This is a genomic window from Lysinibacillus sphaericus (assembly GCF_002982115.1).
GTDB classification, from domain to species: domain Bacteria; phylum Bacillota; class Bacilli; order Bacillales_A; family Planococcaceae; genus Lysinibacillus; species Lysinibacillus sphaericus.
This window is the reverse complement of sequence record NZ_CP019980.1, coordinates 1,399,801-1,417,630: the sequence shown is the minus strand read 5'-3', so window position 1 is coordinate 1,417,630 and position 17,830 is coordinate 1,399,801. Positions and strand designations below refer to the sequence as shown.

Here is a 17,830-nt window from a genome sequence, read left to right as displayed (position 1 = left end):
ATGAAAATCGATTCTTCACTTCCATTAGAATATAGTACAGAAGAAAACCGCTTAAAGATTTTTGGATTCTGGGTTTTCCTTGGCGCCGAAATCATGTTATTCGCTACACTCTTTGCTGTTTACTTTGTGCTTCACAATCGTACAGGCAGTGGCCCGAATGGTGCTGAGATTTTCGAGTTAACACCAGTATTACTAGAAACATTCCTACTTCTAGCAAGTAGTTTTACAATCGGTCTTGGCGTTCATGCTATGCGCCTTGGCAACAAAAAAGCAATGATGACATTCTTCATCATTACACTTATCTTAGGTCTTGGCTTCTTAGTTATTGAGATTGACGAGTTCGTCACTTATGTTCATGAAGGTGCAACAATTACAACAAGTGCATTTTTATCTTCATTAATGACTTTACTTGGTACGCACGGTGCCCACGTAACTTTTGGTCTCTTCTGGGGCGTTGCAATTTTAATCCAAGTAGCAAAACGTGGCTTAAACCCACAAACGGCTAACAAAGCGTTTATCTTCTCACTGTACTGGCACTTCCTAGACGTAGTTTGGATTTTCATCTTCAGCTTCGTCTACTTGAAAGGACTGATTAGCTGATGAAGGAACTATTCCCAAAACAACATGTGATGGGCTTCGGCTTCTCACTATTATTAACAATTATCGCTTTAGCAGTTGTGAAATTTGATATGTCTTACAATATGGCATTTGCAATCCTAGTAGTGACTGCACTTGCGCAAGCAACTGTTCAATTAGTATTATTCATGCACATCGGTGAATCTGAAGATAAGAAAACGTTATATACAACAATTCTATATTCAGTATTCGTAGCTGTTGTGACAATCCTTGGTACATTATTTGCAATGATCTGGGGTTACTAATAAAAATGGCCGAGAAAATGATCCTCATTTTCTCGGCTTTTAAAATACAACAAAAAAGCCAGTCTCGAAAATATCGAAACTGGCTTTAGTTTGTTTAAAAATAGTGAACTTGCTCTAGGCTGTTATACGTTCATTAAATTCGTATTAGCGAACGATTAGCACATCACATGTAGCTAAACGGACAATACGCTCCGCTACTGAACCGATGACCATTTTTTCTAACTGATTTAAGCCTGTTGCACCACATACAATTAAGTCTACAGCAGGCAGTTGCGTAAGAATGCTTTTTGGTGAACCCGTTTCTACAACAGCCAATACCTCTGTTACGCCGGCTGTTTGAGCCTCTAATCTTAACTTTTCGATTTTAGTAAGATGTTCCGCTTTCAATTTCTCTGCATACTTTAAGTCATATGCAGTGATAGCACCAAACGACTTCGTATCAATCACATTCACTAGTTGTAATGTTGCGCCATATTCTTTTGCCAATTTTACCGCACGCTCACACGCTTTCAACGACTGTTCAGAAAAATCTATTGCTACAGCGATTCTTTTATAATTCGTAGCCATCATTAATCCCCCTCATCTTTTCTTACACATTCAGAGTTTTCTCAATCATTATATCATAAAGAAAATGGATTCCCCCTTCTATCTGTAGCATAACTAGTAAAATAAAGATATTGACCGTCTACTACTATATCTCCATTCACCCAAGACTCGAAATAACCCATTCACAATATGCCCTTTCCAAATATGTTCCAATACGCTATTATGTATGTATTTAACTATACGAAGATAGACAAGGAGAGGCTAATGGAAGAAGTTAAAGTCGTCTATGCATTAATTAAAAATGTCGATTATCATATATTAATGGTTCATAATCATGAAGGGCATTGGTCGCTTCCTGGTGGAAAAGTGGAAACAGATGAAACGCTGATAGAAGCTACAATCCGTGAAGTCCATGAAGAAACAGGTTATCTAGTAGAAGTAGGTAAATTACTCGCGGTAAATGAATCAAAATTAACAAGCAGGAATCATCACGCTTTATTTTTCACTTTTGAAGCGCAAGTTATAAGTGGAGTTGAAGAAATAGCATTGCCCGATGAAATAACCAACATCGAATGGGTACCTATTGAAATTGCTAACAGTAGAATGCCTTATTATAGAGAAGGAATTGACAAACTTTATTAAAATCACGCGCTCTACTACGACCAAGGTACAATATAACAAGCTGGCATTTAACGATACATGACCACTATAAATTAAAAAACTATTTTAAGAAGATTTGTCACTAAGTTCATAGGCATAATAAAAGCCACTACTTTTTAAAAGTGTGACTAGCGTAAAACAATTGGTGTAAAGACTAGTGAAAATAAGGGAGAACTTTATCAGCCACTACCTTTTCGCCAACTTCTATCCATTTACTTTTATCATGTATATAGCCATCTTTATCAAGCGGTGTTTGGAATTGGCTCGCTCCCGTTGCATCTAGCAAAGAGCCCTCATCATAATCCAATCCGACATTCGTTACATGTTTAATAACAAATGGGTTTTGAAAGCGAATTTGTGCATCATAAAAATCTAGTTCACCTTGCGTTACAATAAAAGGCACTCGCAAATAGATGGTTTCTCCACCCTCACTCGATAAAATCGTATCAAAACTTCCTTTGTGATACTCCCAATTGCCTCCAATTGTAAAACCATGTCTTTCAATATGATCACGTAAGTAACCAAAGCTTATTTCTTTTCCGACGATATTAGATTCAATTTGTAACAATTAGATACCCTCCTTTGCTGTTGATTGCAGTCTATCCTAAAGACACGAAATACAAACAAGTTTATTCATAGTGTTTTTTATTTCTTTATTCTAAACTCGATTTATTTAAGCAAAGTTAAGTTCTCTGTTTGCATAAAACCATTTCCAGAAGTACAGATATGTTTTAAGCGCTTCTCTACGCTCCCTATTACCTTTTCTCTTCATATAAAGGGAAAGAATCATTCAACGTTTAGAAGAGCGTATACATGCTGTTAGAAAGCTTCAATGAATAGGTTTATTGTCAGTCATCTCAAAAGACACTGAAATAAAAAAACTGTAGACAAATCCCAAATTGCTTTGGGTTTGCCTACAGTCTTAAGCATCGTTGAAGATGCCTATCGTCAGTTTAATAAAAATTAAAGTTTAACGATGTTTGTAGCTTGAGGTCCACGTTGGCCTTCTTCTACAGAGAATTCCACTTTTTGACCTTCGTCAAGTGATTTGAAACCGTCACCTTGGATAGCTGAGAAGTGAGCGAATACATCATTTCCGCCTTCTACTTCGATGAAACCAAAACCTTTTTCTGCGTTAAACCATTTTACTGTACCTTGTTGTGTCATTTAAATGACCTCCATTAATTGTATTTAATAATATCCGATTTCCTCAAAAGAAAAAAATTCACATATTACAAAAAGTACCGAACAAATAACACGATTACTCTTTGTAACATGTGAATTCATTGTTTCTTCGCAAACGATCTTATTAATTTCATTATATACTACAAAATTTCTTTTGTCTAGTGCTAGTATAAACAACTTTCAATTTCTTTATTCATCTTCTTTTAAATCTTTTCAAAAGAGGCTGGGACATAACTAAAAAAATTTAAGGTACAGAGGAAAGGTGTTCATAACATTTTTGCTATATGAAGAACTTAGCTATTCTTGCTTTTGCAATAAATAAAACAATAGAAGGGTTCACTAGTTGTTGGTAGCGGAGGTTGTGACTCCTGCTCAGAACAGCACACAATGTAAGACGCGGGCATTCCGCGCGTTAACGAGGGTTGCGGCTTACGGTGCTGAGCGGAAAGCACCGCTGTAGCGAACAAACAATGGCGCAGCAAAAAAGGTGTTAGATTGACTGCAATCAATCTAACACCTTTTCTCTTTTGTCCCAGCTTCTGTTCACTTTTTATTATTTCTCATTAAACCATAATTGGTCTTGATTATCTACATCACCATTATAATTAATACATATTTCTTCCCCAGCCTTAATGTCTTTGAAAGCAAAGAAATCAAATGTCTGGTTTCTAAAATTAATCTCATAAGTTGCATTTGGTTCATAAGAATGGTTAAACAACATCCCATAACCAAGAAGAATTGCAGATTGACCTATACCATATTCAAAAGCATAATCAGCAAGCAATGTTTGCTCGATGTATTGATGCTGTTCATTTGGATAAGAAATGACTGGTGCTTCATGCAACAGCTCTCCTTTTTGGATATCGCACGTAGCAAATACCCCTCTATTGAATTCTCCATCACTTAATGGAGATGTTTTAATTTCTATCATATTCGTTCTCCTACTCACTATTAAAATATACTTACAACTGTACCATTAATTTAGTCCATGAGCTCATTTTTTTAATCTTTTGGGCAATTTTTTTCAATTTAAATCCATTTACGGTCTTTTAAAAGACAAAAAATTAGGTAATCTAATGCTTCTGGTAGCTATTTTCATTGCAAAAAAATCGTGCAGCACATCACCATTCAAATGCGCTACACGAAATATAGTTTGTCAAATCAATTTTTAGCATTGTTTTTTAATAGATGATGAAGTATAACCACTATGATTATTAAGCCAATAAAAGTACCTGTATTATCTGACTCAATGGCAAAAAATGTAGGAAGAACAAATAAATTGAGTATAAAGATGAATGTCGCCATTATCAATAAAAATCGATATATCATTTTATTAATCGCTCCTTACTGTTCTGTTCCCAAAGCATAGCTATCAGCTCTTTAACAAGTTCTAGCTTAGACAAAGGGAATTATTGAACCCAATAATCGTAACGACCCTTCACTAATCCTTTAGCAATAATATAATCGCCTGCGATTACTACATTGTTAAATGTTTCATAACTACCTGTTATATTTAAAGATAAATGCTCATATATTTTGGTCACTTTTTGCTCGTTTCCATTGATATAAATTGTATCATTTACTTTTAGCGGGAACTGAATCGTTATTTTATGGTCGTGCACTTCACTTGCTAAATGATAAGTTAGCTTATTATTTACAAGTGCATAGCTAAGAACTCCTGCTAGTTGTTTGCCTCCAGTAATTTCATCATCATTTACTAGTTGCATATAGCCTTGCCAGCGATTACTAGCAGTCGGTGAAAACTCGGCTAAATAGTAATCTGGGGCTGTTTGTGATAAGGAAATCTTTTTCGTTGCATCAAATAAAATGTTCGACGGTTCAGCTAAACTTAGTAGCTCTTTGTCCATGATTGGCGTTTTGGATAAAGCACTTGCAGGGAGGTATCCATATATTTTATTTGAAGACACGTAGGCACGACCATCTGCTGTTGTGAAATAGACTGCAACAGATGTGCCCGTCTTTAATGATTGACTTTGCCAGCCAGGACGAACGGATACATCAACATTTTCTTTTACATATTGAATAGTTCCTTCAGGTAAATTGGAAACATAGTCTTGCGGTACATATCCCCATACATAATCAATTGTTGAATCCGTTCTTGGATTGTATTCTACTTTTACATAATCTCCACTTAGCTCGACTACTTTAAAAACAGCTCCATATGGCGTATGCATAATAGTTTTTGCTGAACTACTCGGGGCTTCTTTAATAGAAACGCCTTTTGCTGAGCTTGAAAATATAGGTGTTCCAACCGTAAACTTTTCACCTGCTACTTGTTGTTGAATAGCTAACGGAACATCCTTGTAAATCACTAAATTGGTTGCTTGTACACGATAGCCGCCACTCATCTTGTATACTTTGCCAACAGTCGAATACTCATGGCCGTATACACGATAAAATTCTCCTTTCTTGACAACGAGTGAGGTGAACGTGCCATCAGCATTTTTTTTATATATTTTCACATCCTTTGAAAAGGTCAACTTACCTGTTTGCCCTTTTGTAATTTCCGCACCATCCCAAATAACCTGTGCTTTTATATTTGATTGAAAGCTTAAGCATATTATTAGCGTAAAGAATACTATCCATTTTTTCATAAACACCATTCGCTCCTTTTCATCTATTTGTCTATCTCCACTATTTTGTTCAAGCGTATAGTCGCAATATAATACTAGTAATTGTTACAGCAAAGGCTTCCTCAAAAGAGAAAGCCTAGCTAACAAATTTTAACCGTGAATGAATAGGGCGTACATCAGTTAATGGTAAGCCATTGCGCTTTTAATGCTGCGACAGGTAGTGGTCGGCTAAACAAATAACCTTGCGCATAGTCACAGCCAATTTCGGCTAAGAATTCGTATTCTTCCGCCCCTTCTACTCCTTCCGCTATTACTTTCAAATCGAGCTGCTTAGCTATCGCGATAATGGTTTTGACAAGCGCTTTGTTTTCATCATCTTGGTTCATCCCAATAACAAATGATTTATCAATTTTTAAGGAATCCAATGGATATTTATTTAAATAACTAAGCGAAGAATAGCCTGTACCGAAATCATCCATTGATAAACTGATTCCTAGTTTTTTCAATGCATATAATTTTTCAATCATTGACTCAGCGTACATCGCAATACTCTCCGTAATCTCCAACACAACATAGGATGCATCGAATGACGCATTCTCTATTGCTTGCTTAACATTTTCTACAAATGTTGATTCAAGCAGCTGCTTCACCGATACATTAATACTTATTTTTAAAGGCTTATTTGTTTCATTGTGCCAACGGGCAGTTTGTGCTATGGCTGTAGTCAATATCCATTTACCTATCGGAATAATCATCCCTGTTTCTTCCATAACGGAAATAAATTCATCCGGGGTAACTTGCCCCAGCACCTCATTATTCCATCTAATGAGTGATTCCATAGCAATAATTTCATTCGTTTTCACATCAATAATAGGCTGGTAATAAAGCTCAAACTCCTCATTATCTAATGCTGTTCGTAATTGCTTTTCAATCATCATCTTTCGATAGAAGTGTTGTTGCATTTCTGATGTAAATAATTGATAGTTATTTTTCCCTCGTTCTTTTACGTAGTACATGGCTGTATCTGCATGCTTAATCAATGTATTCGCATCATACCCATCATTAGGGAACGTGCTAATACCAATACTCGGTGTAATGAAATACTCACTTCCATCAATCCAAAACGCTGTATTAAATTGACATAACAAATCTTTAGCAAATCTCTCACTTTCAGTAGCATCATAATCAGGCAGTAAAATGGTAAATTCATCTCCACCGAGTCGATAGATCATTGCCTTGCTATGTTTTTCTTTTAGCAATATTTCAATACGCCTTGATACTTCAATCAATAAGAGATCACCCACATCATGTCCAAGTGAATCATTGATATATTTAAAACGATCGAGATCAAAGAACAATATGGCATTTTGACTTCCTTCAAGTTTTGCTTGTTCTAAAAGCGCTATTAAATCTTCATTGAACATCCTTCTATTTGGTAACCCTGTTAATGCATCATGATTAGCTTGAAACTTGATTTCATCTTCATAGCGCTTGCGTTCCGTAATATCAGTTGAAACTGCCAGTAATGTAGCACTATCATTTATATTAATCGGAACTTTAACCGTTTGTACCCATACCACTTCCCCCGAAGCGGATGTAATAGCTTCTTCTTTTATAAAATACTTTTCTGGCAATTTAAACGTATTATCTGGATTGTTGCATTCTTCTCCATCAGTGAAGTCAGCTAGTAAATCGCCGTCCGTTTTCCCAATCATATCTTGAAAGCTCATGCCCATTAACTGTGCATACGATTTGTTCATTAATGTATAACGACCACTTTCATCTTGCGCATAAATATAATTAGGATTTAAATCAATGACCCTGAACAAAAACTGCTTTTGCTCGTATAGCTTTTTATTCATATTATTAACAATTTCAAGATGCATTCTACTCGAAAGAATCAAGATAGAAATCGCAAAGACTAAAATAGCAATCGAGCTTGGGTACAATCTAGAAGTTGGAAACATATTTAAGTAACCAATAGCAAAGCCGATGGATGTGAAAATAGTAAAATAAAATAAAAAAGAACGTTCACTTTTATGTTGTACATCTAAACTAATCAACAAACAAATAATAATTGTGATGATAAATAGAAATACATTAAAATTAAAAATCCAGGATAGCTCTCCATCAACAGGAAAGTAAAAAACACTTGTATCTATTTGAATACGTTCTAATCCACGAATACTTTTAGAGCTCCATCCTATTATGTAAACAAATAACGCAAACGCATAAGAGATGAATACAGTGGTCCGATTAACAATAGACCCCCACTTTTTTTGATACTCCGATGGGAGCATTTCTTGAACAATCGTATACCCAACGTAAAAGATGGTTGGTGTTAACATGATTGACCCAAATCGAAATAGTTTAAAAAAGAACATAATGGTCTCTTGGCTAAACAATTGAACAGCATATAAAAATGAAACATCTATATGCCAAAAGGACGCCAAAAGAAGAAATAGAAAAATAATTTTGGATAGTTTATTTTTTTTGAATAACACTAAAATCGTAATTCCAACACAAATGGGAATACCAGATAACAAAAGTAAAAAAATAAAAAACATATAAAGAGCCTCCTAAGTATGTGTCAGTAATAAACAAGCATTATTCCCGCTACTACCATGAGTAGTGATACATACAGACTCTACCGCTTGATGCCTCGTTTCATAAACAATCGGTGTATCTTCAAATCCATGCCCTAATGTTTTAATCGTTGGCGGGATAAACCCATATTCCATTGACAACAAAGAAGATATGACTTGCATTGCTCCCATTGCACCAAACGTGTGACCAATCATTCCTTTAATCGAAGTAATGGGCACATTTGAACCAAATGTTTCTTTCAAAATAAAGCGTTCGATTTGATCATTCAATGCTATGCCTAGTGCCTGACTGTTTATATAACTCGGTAGTGTATCCCCAACCGTTTCTTGAAAAACGTCTAACATATGTCTACCAGTACTATCAGAATTTAATAGTTTCTGCCCTTCATTTCTCGAAATAACACGCTCAACCTTCCCATAAATGCTTTGCCCTCGTGCATTTGCAGATTGTCTACGTTCTAAAACCATAACGCCAGCTCCCTCGGATAAAACAAAGCCTTGATGCAGTGTTGAAAAGGGAACACCCGCTTTTTCAATGGAGCACTCCGTTGAAAGAGACCTCAATTTTTTAAAGCCATTAATAGTCCATTGGCCTAAAGGAGCCTCTGTTCCTCCTACAATGCAAGCATCAACACTTCCAGACTGTAATAATTGTTTCCCTATTAAAATGGCATCTAAACTAGCACTGCAACCAGTTGTGACGGTAAATGCAGAACCACACGATCCGATAGCTTCTGCAACAGAGCTCGAAAGCGTGTGGGTATCAACAAGCGCAACCCCATGAATCGGGAATTTTCTTAAATCAAAACCATCCGCAGCATATTTTTCGATTTCCAAAATCGCTCCAGCGGATGTACCCATAATGACAGCGATTCGATGCGGTTGAACATCTTTTAAATTTGCCATTTCCATTGCATCCAATGTCGCGGCAATTGCCATTCTTACAGAACGTGGATGTCGGCGATAATTTACGCCATTAATCTCCTGAAAGTTTTGGTCAATCACGCCCGCAACGATGTTTGCTTGAGGCAGATGAGCATTGTTTAAATTACTCTGTGTACAAATACCTTTTGTTAATACATTTAAAAAACTATGTTTATCTAGAATTCCAGGAGCTTTAATGCCATACCCTGTTATGACTATGTCGTCCAATACAATCACCTTCACGCGTTAACTTTATTTTATTATATACAACTAAATCAGACATAGCCATATTGGCAAGTCTTAAGTTCTAAATAGGTGATTGAAATGAATAATTTGTATCATATTTAAGCAAAAACTCGTAATATTTTAAGCAAGGTTTTTCTTTTCATCTAATATTTTACAAGCAAGAATACCATTTTTTATGGAAATAATAGTATTAATTGACGATTTTGTGGTTATATTCAACCCACTTTTCCATTTCTCGCTCAACGGCTCGATTTTGCCATTCAAACCAAATGCCGCTACATTCACTGCAATGACTTTCTACTCCGCTTTTATTGTGTCGATCTTTACATGTAAAGACCGTCTTTTTACGACAGCTATAGCAGTAAATTTCTTTATCTTGATTAAATATCACAACAATCAACTCCGACTTTTTCTTAAAGTACTTTCCAATTACTATGTGAATTATTCGTTTCGTTGATTTACAACGAACACTAGAATGTCCACTATTTTGGTTTATTATGTCAACAGCAAAAGCCCTTCTAACCGTTGGAGAATGGTAGAAGGGCTTTTTAATGTAAGTAAAGTATTTTGTAAAGTCGGAATAAGAGCTGCATAACTTTTCTATATTACTTTGTACTAGGTGGAATAATCTCTGCAATTAATAGGAGAAAAAACACCAGTCCAATTAAACAAAATAATACCGAAGCCAAAAATATCGGACCTTTCTTGGTAGTAAATTGCTCGTTTTTGTGAATGATTCCTGTTTGAGCAGTAACTTGAACTTCATTGTATCTAGCCATTGGTCCACCACTACTCAAAAAGTAAAAAATTCCACCTGCAATGGCAAAACCAACAAAAAACATAATTTCGATAAATCGAACAGAGAAAAACGATGCAATCAAGTAAGTAATGATTCCTTCTACAATCAAAGTGACTAGCATAATGAGTACATCTTTCTTTCGCAAATGCCTAACTCCCCTTCTTTATCTTTTTTCTTCATATACGATTAAAACTCTGAAAAGTTCCAATTTTAAACAAATAATGTAGCTTTGTACTAAAAAAAGCACTTCAACCATAAAAAATGGCTTTGAAGTGCTTTACCTAAAGTGGCAGATACTTTATTTACTAGCTTTATAAGCACTTAGAAATTCTTTTACCTTTGTGCTATCTGCTGTTAATTTTAGGCCTGTGTCAACAAGTGGGGAAACTGTTGAAACGGCTGGTTTTTTATTACCTTGATAGAAACTAATAAATTCATCTTGGTTGATCGAGTAAAGGATGGCTTTACGCAAGTCTGCAGATTTCGAAACTTCACGGCCTTTTGGATTGATTAATAAATATGATACAGCATTACTATCCGCTGTTTTTAACGCTAAGTTTGCATCACCTTTTACAACATCAATTTTCGTTTCAGGCACAGATTGTAATACGTCAATTTCACCATTACGAAGAGCAGAAAGTGCTGAGTCATTATCTTCAATGAATCGAACGTTAATATGATTAATTTTCGGCTCGTTTTCAGTCCCTACTTGGTAAGCTGGGTTTTTGACAAACGTTGCTTCATAATCATTTTTTTGAACTAAAATGTAAGGTCCAGATGCCGCTAAATGATTGGCATATGTTGCCCCTTCTGTTACAGTAGCTTGGTCACCGTATGCCACATTTACATTTGGGTCATAACTTTCTACGTCAAATGTATTGACTGCTTTAACTGCCGCTTCAGACACAATTCCGCCCGATTGGTGAGCTAAATAGTTTAGCACTTGTGGGAAAGGATTCGGTGTTGTAATTTTCACAACTTGATATTTACCTGCTGCATTATCTACACTCGCTTCGTCCGTTACAACTTGTGCAATCGCTGCAGGAAGTTTAGCCGATAATTCATCTAAAACTGATTGACCGTCAGACGTTTTCACCGCTTCAAGTGCAGTTATATCTGAAACAATTTCTACAGAGTCAATATTCTCATGAATAGAGTATGTGCGGTGATCTGGTACTGAATTTTGATCTTTTGCGCGCTGTAAAGAGAATACAACGTCTTCAGCCGATACTAAGTCGCCAGTATCTACCGCTTTGCCATTTTCCACCTTAGCAAAATTGATATCATCACGTAAGACGAAATAGTATTCTTTGTTATTTTCGGAAATAGCGTGTTGATAAGATAGTGAACCATTAGAAACGACCTCATCCGTATCAGATAAATTCACTAATCGTACATACATATTAGTATTTAATGTATTAATGGAACCGTCATTTCCTTTTACCGGGTCAAGAGAAGTTAAGGAAGCAATCCCTTGATGTAAAACTAATGTATCTGTTGCATTTTTAGCGGTATCATTAAATGAAATTGTTTCCCATGCTTGTGCACGTGATTTTGGTAAACGGACAGTGTCTGGGTTTACTTCTTTTGCATAAATCCCTTGGAACTTTTGAGAAATATATAATGGTGCAATATACGCATTATCAAACACTAATGCTTGCTCTAGCTCTTTATACTTCTCTTTTGCAGCATCTCCCGTTAACGTACTCGCTTCATCTATTAATTTATCGATAGTGGCATCGGCAGTCACACTGTAATCTCCACCTGTTTTAAATAACCCTCTTACTGCATAGTCAGGATTGCCGGTTACAGTTGTCCAGCTAGATACCGCTACATCATAGTTGCCAGCATCTTTTTGTGCCGAGTAAGAACCGAAGTCTGGTTGAATATTTAACTTTACTTCAAAACCATTTTTCACTAATTGGTCTCGTACAATATTCATATCTTGTTCTTGTGAAGCCATCCCAAGCACTTCAAGAACTGGTTTAGTACTAGCTGTTTCTGATTGATCATCTTTATTTTCTACATTTGATTTTGTTTCTACACAACCAGCTAACGCAACCGCAGCAACAGTTGCTGATGTAGCCAATGTAAATAATTTTTTGTTCATCTGTCTTTTCCTCCAATATAATAAGTTAATTTGTTTTAGGATCAAGGGCATCACGTAATCCATCGCCGAAAAAATTAAACGATAAGACGAGTAACATAATGCATAACCCTGGGAAAATAGCCACATAAGCATTGGTTTCTAAATACGTACTACCTACTTTTAAAATATTGCCCCATTCTGGTATATGCGGCTCTATACCGAGGCCAAGGAAGCTTAAACTACTAGTCGATATGACCGCTCCGCCAATTGTTAAAGTCGCTTTTACTATCATCGGAGCAAGAGCGTTCGGTACGATATGTTTAAAAATAATGGCGGCATCTGATACGCCTAGCGCCTTTGCTGATTCAACAAATTCAAAATTGGCAATTTGCATGACATTGGCGCGCATCGTTCGTGCATAGGTTGGAATAGCCCCTACACTCAATGCAATAATTAAGTTCACTGTATTTGCGCCAAATGCTGCAATAATTGCAATAGCTAGTAAAATGCCTGGGATAGCATATAAAATATCTAGCAAACGCATGATAATGTTATCTGTATTTTTTCCGTAATAGCCTGAAAACGCACCGAGTGCTCCTCCTATTACAGCTGGTATAATTGTAGAAAAGAAACCAACAATTAATGAAATTTGAGCACCAAATACGATTCTAGAAAATAAATCCCGACCAAAATTATCAGTTCCGAGCGGATAGTCTAAAGATGGCGTCTGTAGCAAGGCACTATAATTATTTTGCACGGCAAAATCGTAATCAAATGTCCATGAACTCACGACCGACAGCGAGAACATAAAAATAATGAAGAACATGCCGAATACAGCCATCGTATTGCGCAAGATTTTATTCCATATTTTTTGCCATTTTTCTACTGCCGATGGATCCGTATTACGTGCTTTTTTAATTAACGTCAAGCCAAGCAGTAATGAAAATAAATTGCCAGTTAGTGTAGGTAAAAGTAACACCACACCAAGGGGTATCATCCATTTTGGCGCATTACTAGCCGTAACGTAACGCGCTACAAGTATAGCCATCACGGCATAAAAGACAGCGAGTGCTAAAAACGCACCCATTGCGAATAAAAATGTATCGACTACATACGGCTTAAATAAATTGAGTGCCGAAATACCGATAATAAAAATTTGTGTAATGAAGGCATAGATGGCAAAAGTATATTCTGCCGTTTTATTTTTTGTTGCGAGCATAAATCCGAAACCTGCTGCAAATACATTACCCACTAGTACTGTTAGCATTAATGGGTAACCAAGCAATCTTGTTCGCTTTTGAATTTCTCGTTGTTTAGCTAAATCTTTTTTTATTTGCCACGTTGCGACCCATACATATAAAGTCGTAGCAACGTAAATGAAAAATAGCCCAAGGATATAGGGACGCCATACACCGTCAGCAAAATTAAAACTATTTAGTAAAAACAGCACTGAAAAAATAGCAGAAAAGACAATGGTAAACTGTGCATTGACATATTCTTGCGTTATTTTCATTAGCAGCTTAACATTCGAGATGAATTTCACACTATCCCCTCTCCTCCTAAGATTTCTTCATTTTTGAACGAATACGTGGATCAAAGAATGCATATAGCACGTCGATCACCATGTTGACAATCGAAATCGTAATCGCAATATAGACAACCCCTCCAAGGAGTGCCGGTATATCCGGAATAAATTGTTTATCAACGATATAGCTACCAATACCACTGATGTTAAAGACTTTCTCTGTAACAGAAGCACCGCCAAGCATACCACCAAATAACAGACCGATTACTGTAACAATAGGAATCATTGCATTGCGAATCGCATGCTTGGTGATAACCTTGCGCTCACTCAATCCTTTCGCTTTGGCAGTAATAATATAATCCTCATGAATCACTTCAAGCATGCTTGACCTTGTCATGCGAGCAATCGACGCTGTAATAGAAGTACCTAATACAACAACTGGCATAACAATGGATAAACAATTATTCGGATTATACGTAGCTGGGAACCATTGTAATTTTAATGAAAACGTTAAAATAAAAATCAAACCTTGCCAGAAGCTCGGTATGGATAAACCAATAAGTGCGATAAACATAAACGCATAATCTGCAAAAGAATTTGGCCTTACCGCTGAGATGATCCCAACAGGAATGGCAATCGCCACCGCCATTAGTAATGACAATAGGGCAATTTCCAATGTCACAGGAAATTTATTCATAATACTTTGCGTAATATTTTCCTTGCCTTCAAACGAATTACCTAAATCAAACGTAAACAGTCCAGATAAAGAATGCCAAAGCTGCACTAAATAAGGTTGATCGAGTCCATAAATTTTATTAAAATTTGCGACTTGTTCAGGTGTTGCCTCAATACCTAGCAAATTGCGAGCAGGGTCAAATGGTGATAAATATAAAATCGTAAATACTAATGTGGCAACACCAACGATGACAAAGGCACTTTGAACTAAACGTTCAACGATAAACCGACTAAATGCGTTACTACATAAGATAAGGAAAATATACATAAAAACGCCTGGAATAAATGACAAAACTAAAAACAGTGGATTTTCAAGCAGTTCACTAAAATAGCTTTTATAAGAAGGCTTTGCTAAACCATCGTTTGCTAATATTTTTTCAACTTCTCTATGTAGCTTTTGTTCTGTTAATTGATTAACAACCAAATCCAGTTGACGTTCATTCAGTGATTTATTAAAAAATGCAGCCTTTGTTTGTTCCTGTAGCCTATATTCCGCTGCCCAAGCATGTACTTTTCCCTCTGAAATAAATTGTTGTTTCATTTGTGCAAACAACGGCACATATAAATTTTTATCCTTTTTTAACAAATATAAAAAATATGTAACAACATGAACTGGGAATCCTAGTAAAAATAGTGCAATTGAATAACTATGTTTCCTCGTTATCTCGCTAAAAACCCGCTTGAAATAATAATTTCCCTCAAACTTTATAATATTCTGAAAATTAATCATGTATTTCCTCCTTTCTTCGTTTACTATAGTAGTAAGGTATGAAAATCAAACGAAATAATTTACATCACAGGTTATATTGTACAATCCCTACCTGTATAGTATAGTATGTATGAACGACTACATTTCGTCAATAAGAATATTTAAAATTTATAAAAGGATGAGCATTCGATGAGTGAAAAAATTCTTGAAATACAAGATTTACGCGTTTCTTTTATTACTGGTGAAAGTGAATTTGAAGCAGTAAAAGGGGTAAACTTTTATGTCAATAAAGGAGAAACAGTCGGCATTGTAGGCGAATCTGGTAGCGGTAAAAGCGTAACGGCTCGATCCATCATGCGCCTTCTCCCTTCCCCCCCTTCTTTTTTAAAGTCTGGAACAATTCTTTTCCAAGGGGACAATCTAGTGACACAAACGGAAAAACAAATGGAAGCGATTCGGGGAAAAGATATTAGTATGATTTTCCAAGACCCCATGACTTCCACTAACCCAACCATTCGTGTTGGTGAACAAATCGCTGAAGGTTTAATGAAGCATCAAAAAATGACTAAAAAGCAAGCCTACGAAAAAACGATTGAATTATTAAAATCTGTTGGTATAAAAAATAGTGAGGAGCGTTATCATCAGTACCCGCATGAATTTAGTGGTGGTATGCGTCAACGTGTCATGATTACCATGGCTCTTGCCTGTAACCCTGCCCTGTTAATTGCTGACGAACCAACAACAGCACTAGATGTCACAATCCAAGCACAAATTTTAAGCATAATGAAGCAAATGCAAGAACGTCTAGGGACATCTATTATCTTAATTACGCATGATTTAGGTGTAGTTGCAGGTATGTGTGATCGTGTCATTGTCATGAAAGAGGGAGAAATTGTTGAGGAAGGCACTACGGAAGAAATATTTGCGAACCCACAGCACCCCTATACAAAGCGTCTGTTAAACGCATTGCCAAAGCTTCATGAAAAAAAAGAAGCGAAACAGCCACCCCATCTAGCACAAGATATAGATTTAACTGTACCGCTTGTTGAAGTTCGCAATTTATCAAAACATTTCGATTTAAAGAAAGGTGAGCTTTTAAAGGCAGTCGATGATTTATCATTCCGTATTTTCCCTGGTGAGACATTGGGGCTCGTTGGTGAATCTGGTTCAGGCAAATCAACAACAGGGCGTACGATTTTACAGCTCCATGAACCAACAGATGGTGAAGTGTTGTATAAAGGGGTGCCTGTTACACGCTTATCTAAAAATGAGTTAAAAAGTATGCGACGTCATATGCAAATTATTTTCCAAGATCCCTATTCATCACTAAACCCTCGTAAAAAGGTGCTTGATATTATCGGGGAAGCGCTTGATGTACATAAATTAACGACATCAACAGAACAACGTCGTGCCCGAGTTGAAGAATTACTCGAACTAGTAGGCTTAAAAAAGGAACATGCTTTACGCTACCCTCATGAATTTAGTGGCGGGCAACGCCAACGTATTGGCATTGCGCGCGCTTTAGCTGTCGAGCCAAATTTTATAGTATGTGATGAACCACTGTCTGCTCTAGATGTTTCCATTCAAAAGCAAGTTGTGGACTTACTGAAAGATTTACAACAACGTTTAGGTTTAACCTATTTATTTATCGCCCATGATTTGTCGATGGTCAAACATATTAGCGATCGCGTTGCTGTTATGTATGGAGGAAAAATTGTAGAATTAGCAGAGAGCGAAGAGCTGTATGCCAACCCACAACATCCTTATACCAAAATGTTATTGCAGTCAATTCCGATTCCAGATCCAGCCATTGAAAAACAAAAGAAACGCCAAGTCATGACCGAAGAAGAGTTGATGGTAAACCGTTTTAACTTAGACAATACACAACTTGTAGAAGTTTCTAAAGATCACTGGGTTGCGATGTAACAAAGCACAAATGGTTTTTGTGGCGATTTCATTTGTGCTATTGGCGATTCCAGCGATTTTAATGGCGATTTCATTATTTTTCTTACCCCAATGGATAAACACCCCTCCACTTCTTTATAGTTTACATACTATATATTGAAGAAAGGAGGGATTTTCCATGGGATACTTCGGCGGAAATGTAGGAGGCAATTGGAACAACAATTATTGCGGTAACTATGAATACGGTAATAACAATGGCTATGGTTCAACATTCGCTCTAATCGTTGTATTATTTATTCTTTTAATTATTGTTGGCGCTACTTTCATAAATAGCAAAGAAGACTGCTAATTCTAACATACAGATTCATTGCACCTCTCTATAAAAAAGGGTTATTCCCAGCCTAGTGACCCTTTTCATTGTGTTTC

The 17,830-nt window shown here is 36.3% G+C and carries 17 protein-coding genes; 5 read left to right on the top strand and 12 right to left on the bottom strand.

What is annotated here, in order from left to right:
• Entirely contained in the window at window positions 1–600 is a 600-nt protein-coding gene (gene qoxC / locus LS41612_RS07100) for a cytochrome aa3 quinol oxidase subunit III (RefSeq protein WP_024363217.1), read from the top strand.
• Window positions 600–881 carry a cytochrome aa3 quinol oxidase subunit IV gene (gene qoxD / locus LS41612_RS07095; protein WP_024363218.1) on the top strand — a complete coding sequence of 94 codons (282 nt, stop codon included), beginning with the start codon at window positions 600–602 and terminating at the stop codon, window positions 879–881. The genes qoxC and qoxD overlap by 1 nt, the downstream gene beginning before the upstream one ends.
• Before the next feature lie 144 nt (window positions 882–1,025).
• On the opposite strand, the gene LS41612_RS07090 is transcribed toward qoxD, so the two are convergent.
• Window positions 1,026–1,448: a universal stress protein gene (locus LS41612_RS07090; protein ID WP_024363219.1), complete on the bottom strand. Its 423-nt coding sequence runs from the start codon at window positions 1,446–1,448 to the stop codon at window positions 1,026–1,028.
• 243 nt (window positions 1,449–1,691) lie between these two features.
• On the opposite strand from LS41612_RS07090, the gene LS41612_RS07085 reads away from it, so the two are divergent.
• A complete protein-coding gene (locus LS41612_RS07085) occupies window positions 1,692–2,069 on the top strand; it encodes an NUDIX hydrolase (protein ID WP_051147746.1) in 378 nt (125 codons plus the stop codon).
• 172 nt (window positions 2,070–2,241) lie between these two features.
• On the opposite strand, the gene LS41612_RS07080 is transcribed toward LS41612_RS07085, so the two are convergent.
• The 11 genes from LS41612_RS07080 to LS41612_RS07030 form a co-directional block, all read right to left on the bottom strand.
• Window positions 2,242–2,655 carry a YugN family protein gene (locus tag LS41612_RS07080; RefSeq protein ID WP_024363220.1) on the bottom strand — a complete coding sequence of 138 codons (414 nt, stop codon included), beginning with the start codon at window positions 2,653–2,655 and terminating at the stop codon, window positions 2,242–2,244.
• A 395-nt stretch (window positions 2,656–3,050) separates the two neighbouring features.
• On the bottom strand, window positions 3,051–3,254 hold the full coding sequence (locus tag LS41612_RS07075; protein ID WP_024363221.1) for a cold-shock protein: 204 nt from the start codon (window positions 3,252–3,254) through the stop codon (window positions 3,051–3,053).
• 571 nt (window positions 3,255–3,825) lie between these two features.
• On the bottom strand, window positions 3,826–4,203 hold the full coding sequence (locus tag LS41612_RS07070; protein ID WP_024363222.1) for an SET domain-containing protein: 378 nt from the start codon (window positions 4,201–4,203) through the stop codon (window positions 3,826–3,828).
• Between the two features lie 478 nt (window positions 4,204–4,681).
• On the bottom strand, window positions 4,682–5,887 hold the full coding sequence (locus LS41612_RS07065) for an SH3 domain-containing protein (RefSeq protein WP_024363223.1): 1,206 nt from the start codon (window positions 5,885–5,887) through the stop codon (window positions 4,682–4,684).
• A 155-nt stretch (window positions 5,888–6,042) separates the two neighbouring features.
• Window positions 6,043–8,433, bottom strand: a complete 2,391-nt coding sequence (locus LS41612_RS07060) for a sensor domain-containing protein (RefSeq protein WP_024363224.1) — start codon at window positions 8,431–8,433, stop codon at window positions 6,043–6,045.
• A 12-nt stretch (window positions 8,434–8,445) separates the two neighbouring features.
• Window positions 8,446–9,624 carry a beta-ketoacyl synthase N-terminal-like domain-containing protein gene (locus tag LS41612_RS07055; protein ID WP_024363225.1) on the bottom strand — a complete coding sequence of 393 codons (1,179 nt, stop codon included), beginning with the start codon at window positions 9,622–9,624 and terminating at the stop codon, window positions 8,446–8,448.
• A 208-nt stretch (window positions 9,625–9,832) separates the two neighbouring features.
• The gene (locus LS41612_RS07050; protein WP_080653336.1) at window positions 9,833–10,033 is read right to left on the bottom strand and encodes a hypothetical protein; all 201 of its coding nucleotides are present in this window, start codon (window positions 10,031–10,033) and stop codon (window positions 9,833–9,835) included.
• A gap of 214 nt (window positions 10,034–10,247) precedes the next feature.
• The gene (locus LS41612_RS07045; RefSeq protein ID WP_024363226.1) at window positions 10,248–10,586 is read right to left on the bottom strand and encodes a hypothetical protein; all 339 of its coding nucleotides are present in this window, start codon (window positions 10,584–10,586) and stop codon (window positions 10,248–10,250) included.
• 153 nt (window positions 10,587–10,739) lie between these two features.
• Window positions 10,740–12,551, bottom strand: a complete 1,812-nt coding sequence (locus LS41612_RS07040) for an ABC transporter substrate-binding protein (RefSeq protein WP_024363227.1) — start codon at window positions 12,549–12,551, stop codon at window positions 10,740–10,742.
• A 25-nt stretch (window positions 12,552–12,576) separates the two neighbouring features.
• Window positions 12,577–14,073: an ABC transporter permease gene (locus LS41612_RS07035; protein WP_024363228.1), complete on the bottom strand. Its 1,497-nt coding sequence runs from the start codon at window positions 14,071–14,073 to the stop codon at window positions 12,577–12,579.
• A gap of 16 nt (window positions 14,074–14,089) precedes the next feature.
• Window positions 14,090–15,520 (bottom strand): ABC transporter permease, encoded by a 1,431-nt coding sequence (locus LS41612_RS07030; protein WP_024363229.1) that lies wholly within the window; start codon window positions 15,518–15,520, stop codon window positions 14,090–14,092.
• Between the two features lie 168 nt (window positions 15,521–15,688).
• On the opposite strand from LS41612_RS07030, the gene LS41612_RS07025 reads away from it, so the two are divergent.
• Window positions 15,689–17,425, top strand: coding sequence for an ABC transporter ATP-binding protein (locus tag LS41612_RS07025; protein ID WP_024363230.1), 1,737 nt, complete (start codon window positions 15,689–15,691; stop codon window positions 17,423–17,425).
• A 157-nt stretch (window positions 17,426–17,582) separates the two neighbouring features.
• A complete protein-coding gene (locus tag LS41612_RS07020; RefSeq protein ID WP_080653337.1) occupies window positions 17,583–17,753 on the top strand; it encodes a YjcZ family sporulation protein in 171 nt (56 codons plus the stop codon).
• Window positions 17,754–17,830 lie beyond the last annotated feature (77 nt).

Coding starts and splice junctions, on each gene's coding strand:
- LS41612_RS07075 (WP_024363221.1), bottom strand. CDS start 3,254: ATGACACAACAAGGTACAGTAAAATGGTTTAACGCAGAAAAAGGTTTT.
- LS41612_RS07030 (WP_024363229.1), bottom strand. CDS start 15,520: ATGATTAATTTTCAGAATATTATAAAGTTTGAGGGAAATTATTATTTC.
- LS41612_RS07020 (WP_080653337.1), top strand. CDS start 17,583: ATGGGATACTTCGGCGGAAATGTAGGAGGCAATTGGAACAACAATTAT.
- LS41612_RS07060 (WP_024363224.1), bottom strand. CDS start 8,433: ATGTTTTTTATTTTTTTACTTTTGTTATCTGGTATTCCCATTTGTGTT.
- LS41612_RS07070 (WP_024363222.1), bottom strand. CDS start 4,203: ATGATAGAAATTAAAACATCTCCATTAAGTGATGGAGAATTCAATAGA.
- LS41612_RS07040 (WP_024363227.1), bottom strand. CDS start 12,551: ATGAACAAAAAATTATTTACATTGGCTACATCAGCAACTGTTGCTGCG.
- qoxD (WP_024363218.1), top strand. CDS start 600: ATGAAGGAACTATTCCCAAAACAACATGTGATGGGCTTCGGCTTCTCA.
- LS41612_RS07085 (WP_051147746.1), top strand. CDS start 1,692: ATGGAAGAAGTTAAAGTCGTCTATGCATTAATTAAAAATGTCGATTAT.
- LS41612_RS07025 (WP_024363230.1), top strand. CDS start 15,689: ATGAGTGAAAAAATTCTTGAAATACAAGATTTACGCGTTTCTTTTATT.
- LS41612_RS07065 (WP_024363223.1), bottom strand. CDS start 5,887: ATGAAAAAATGGATAGTATTCTTTACGCTAATAATATGCTTAAGCTTT.
- qoxC (WP_024363217.1), top strand. CDS start 1: ATGAAAATCGATTCTTCACTTCCATTAGAATATAGTACAGAAGAAAAC.
- LS41612_RS07090 (WP_024363219.1), bottom strand. CDS start 1,448: ATGGCTACGAATTATAAAAGAATCGCTGTAGCAATAGATTTTTCTGAA.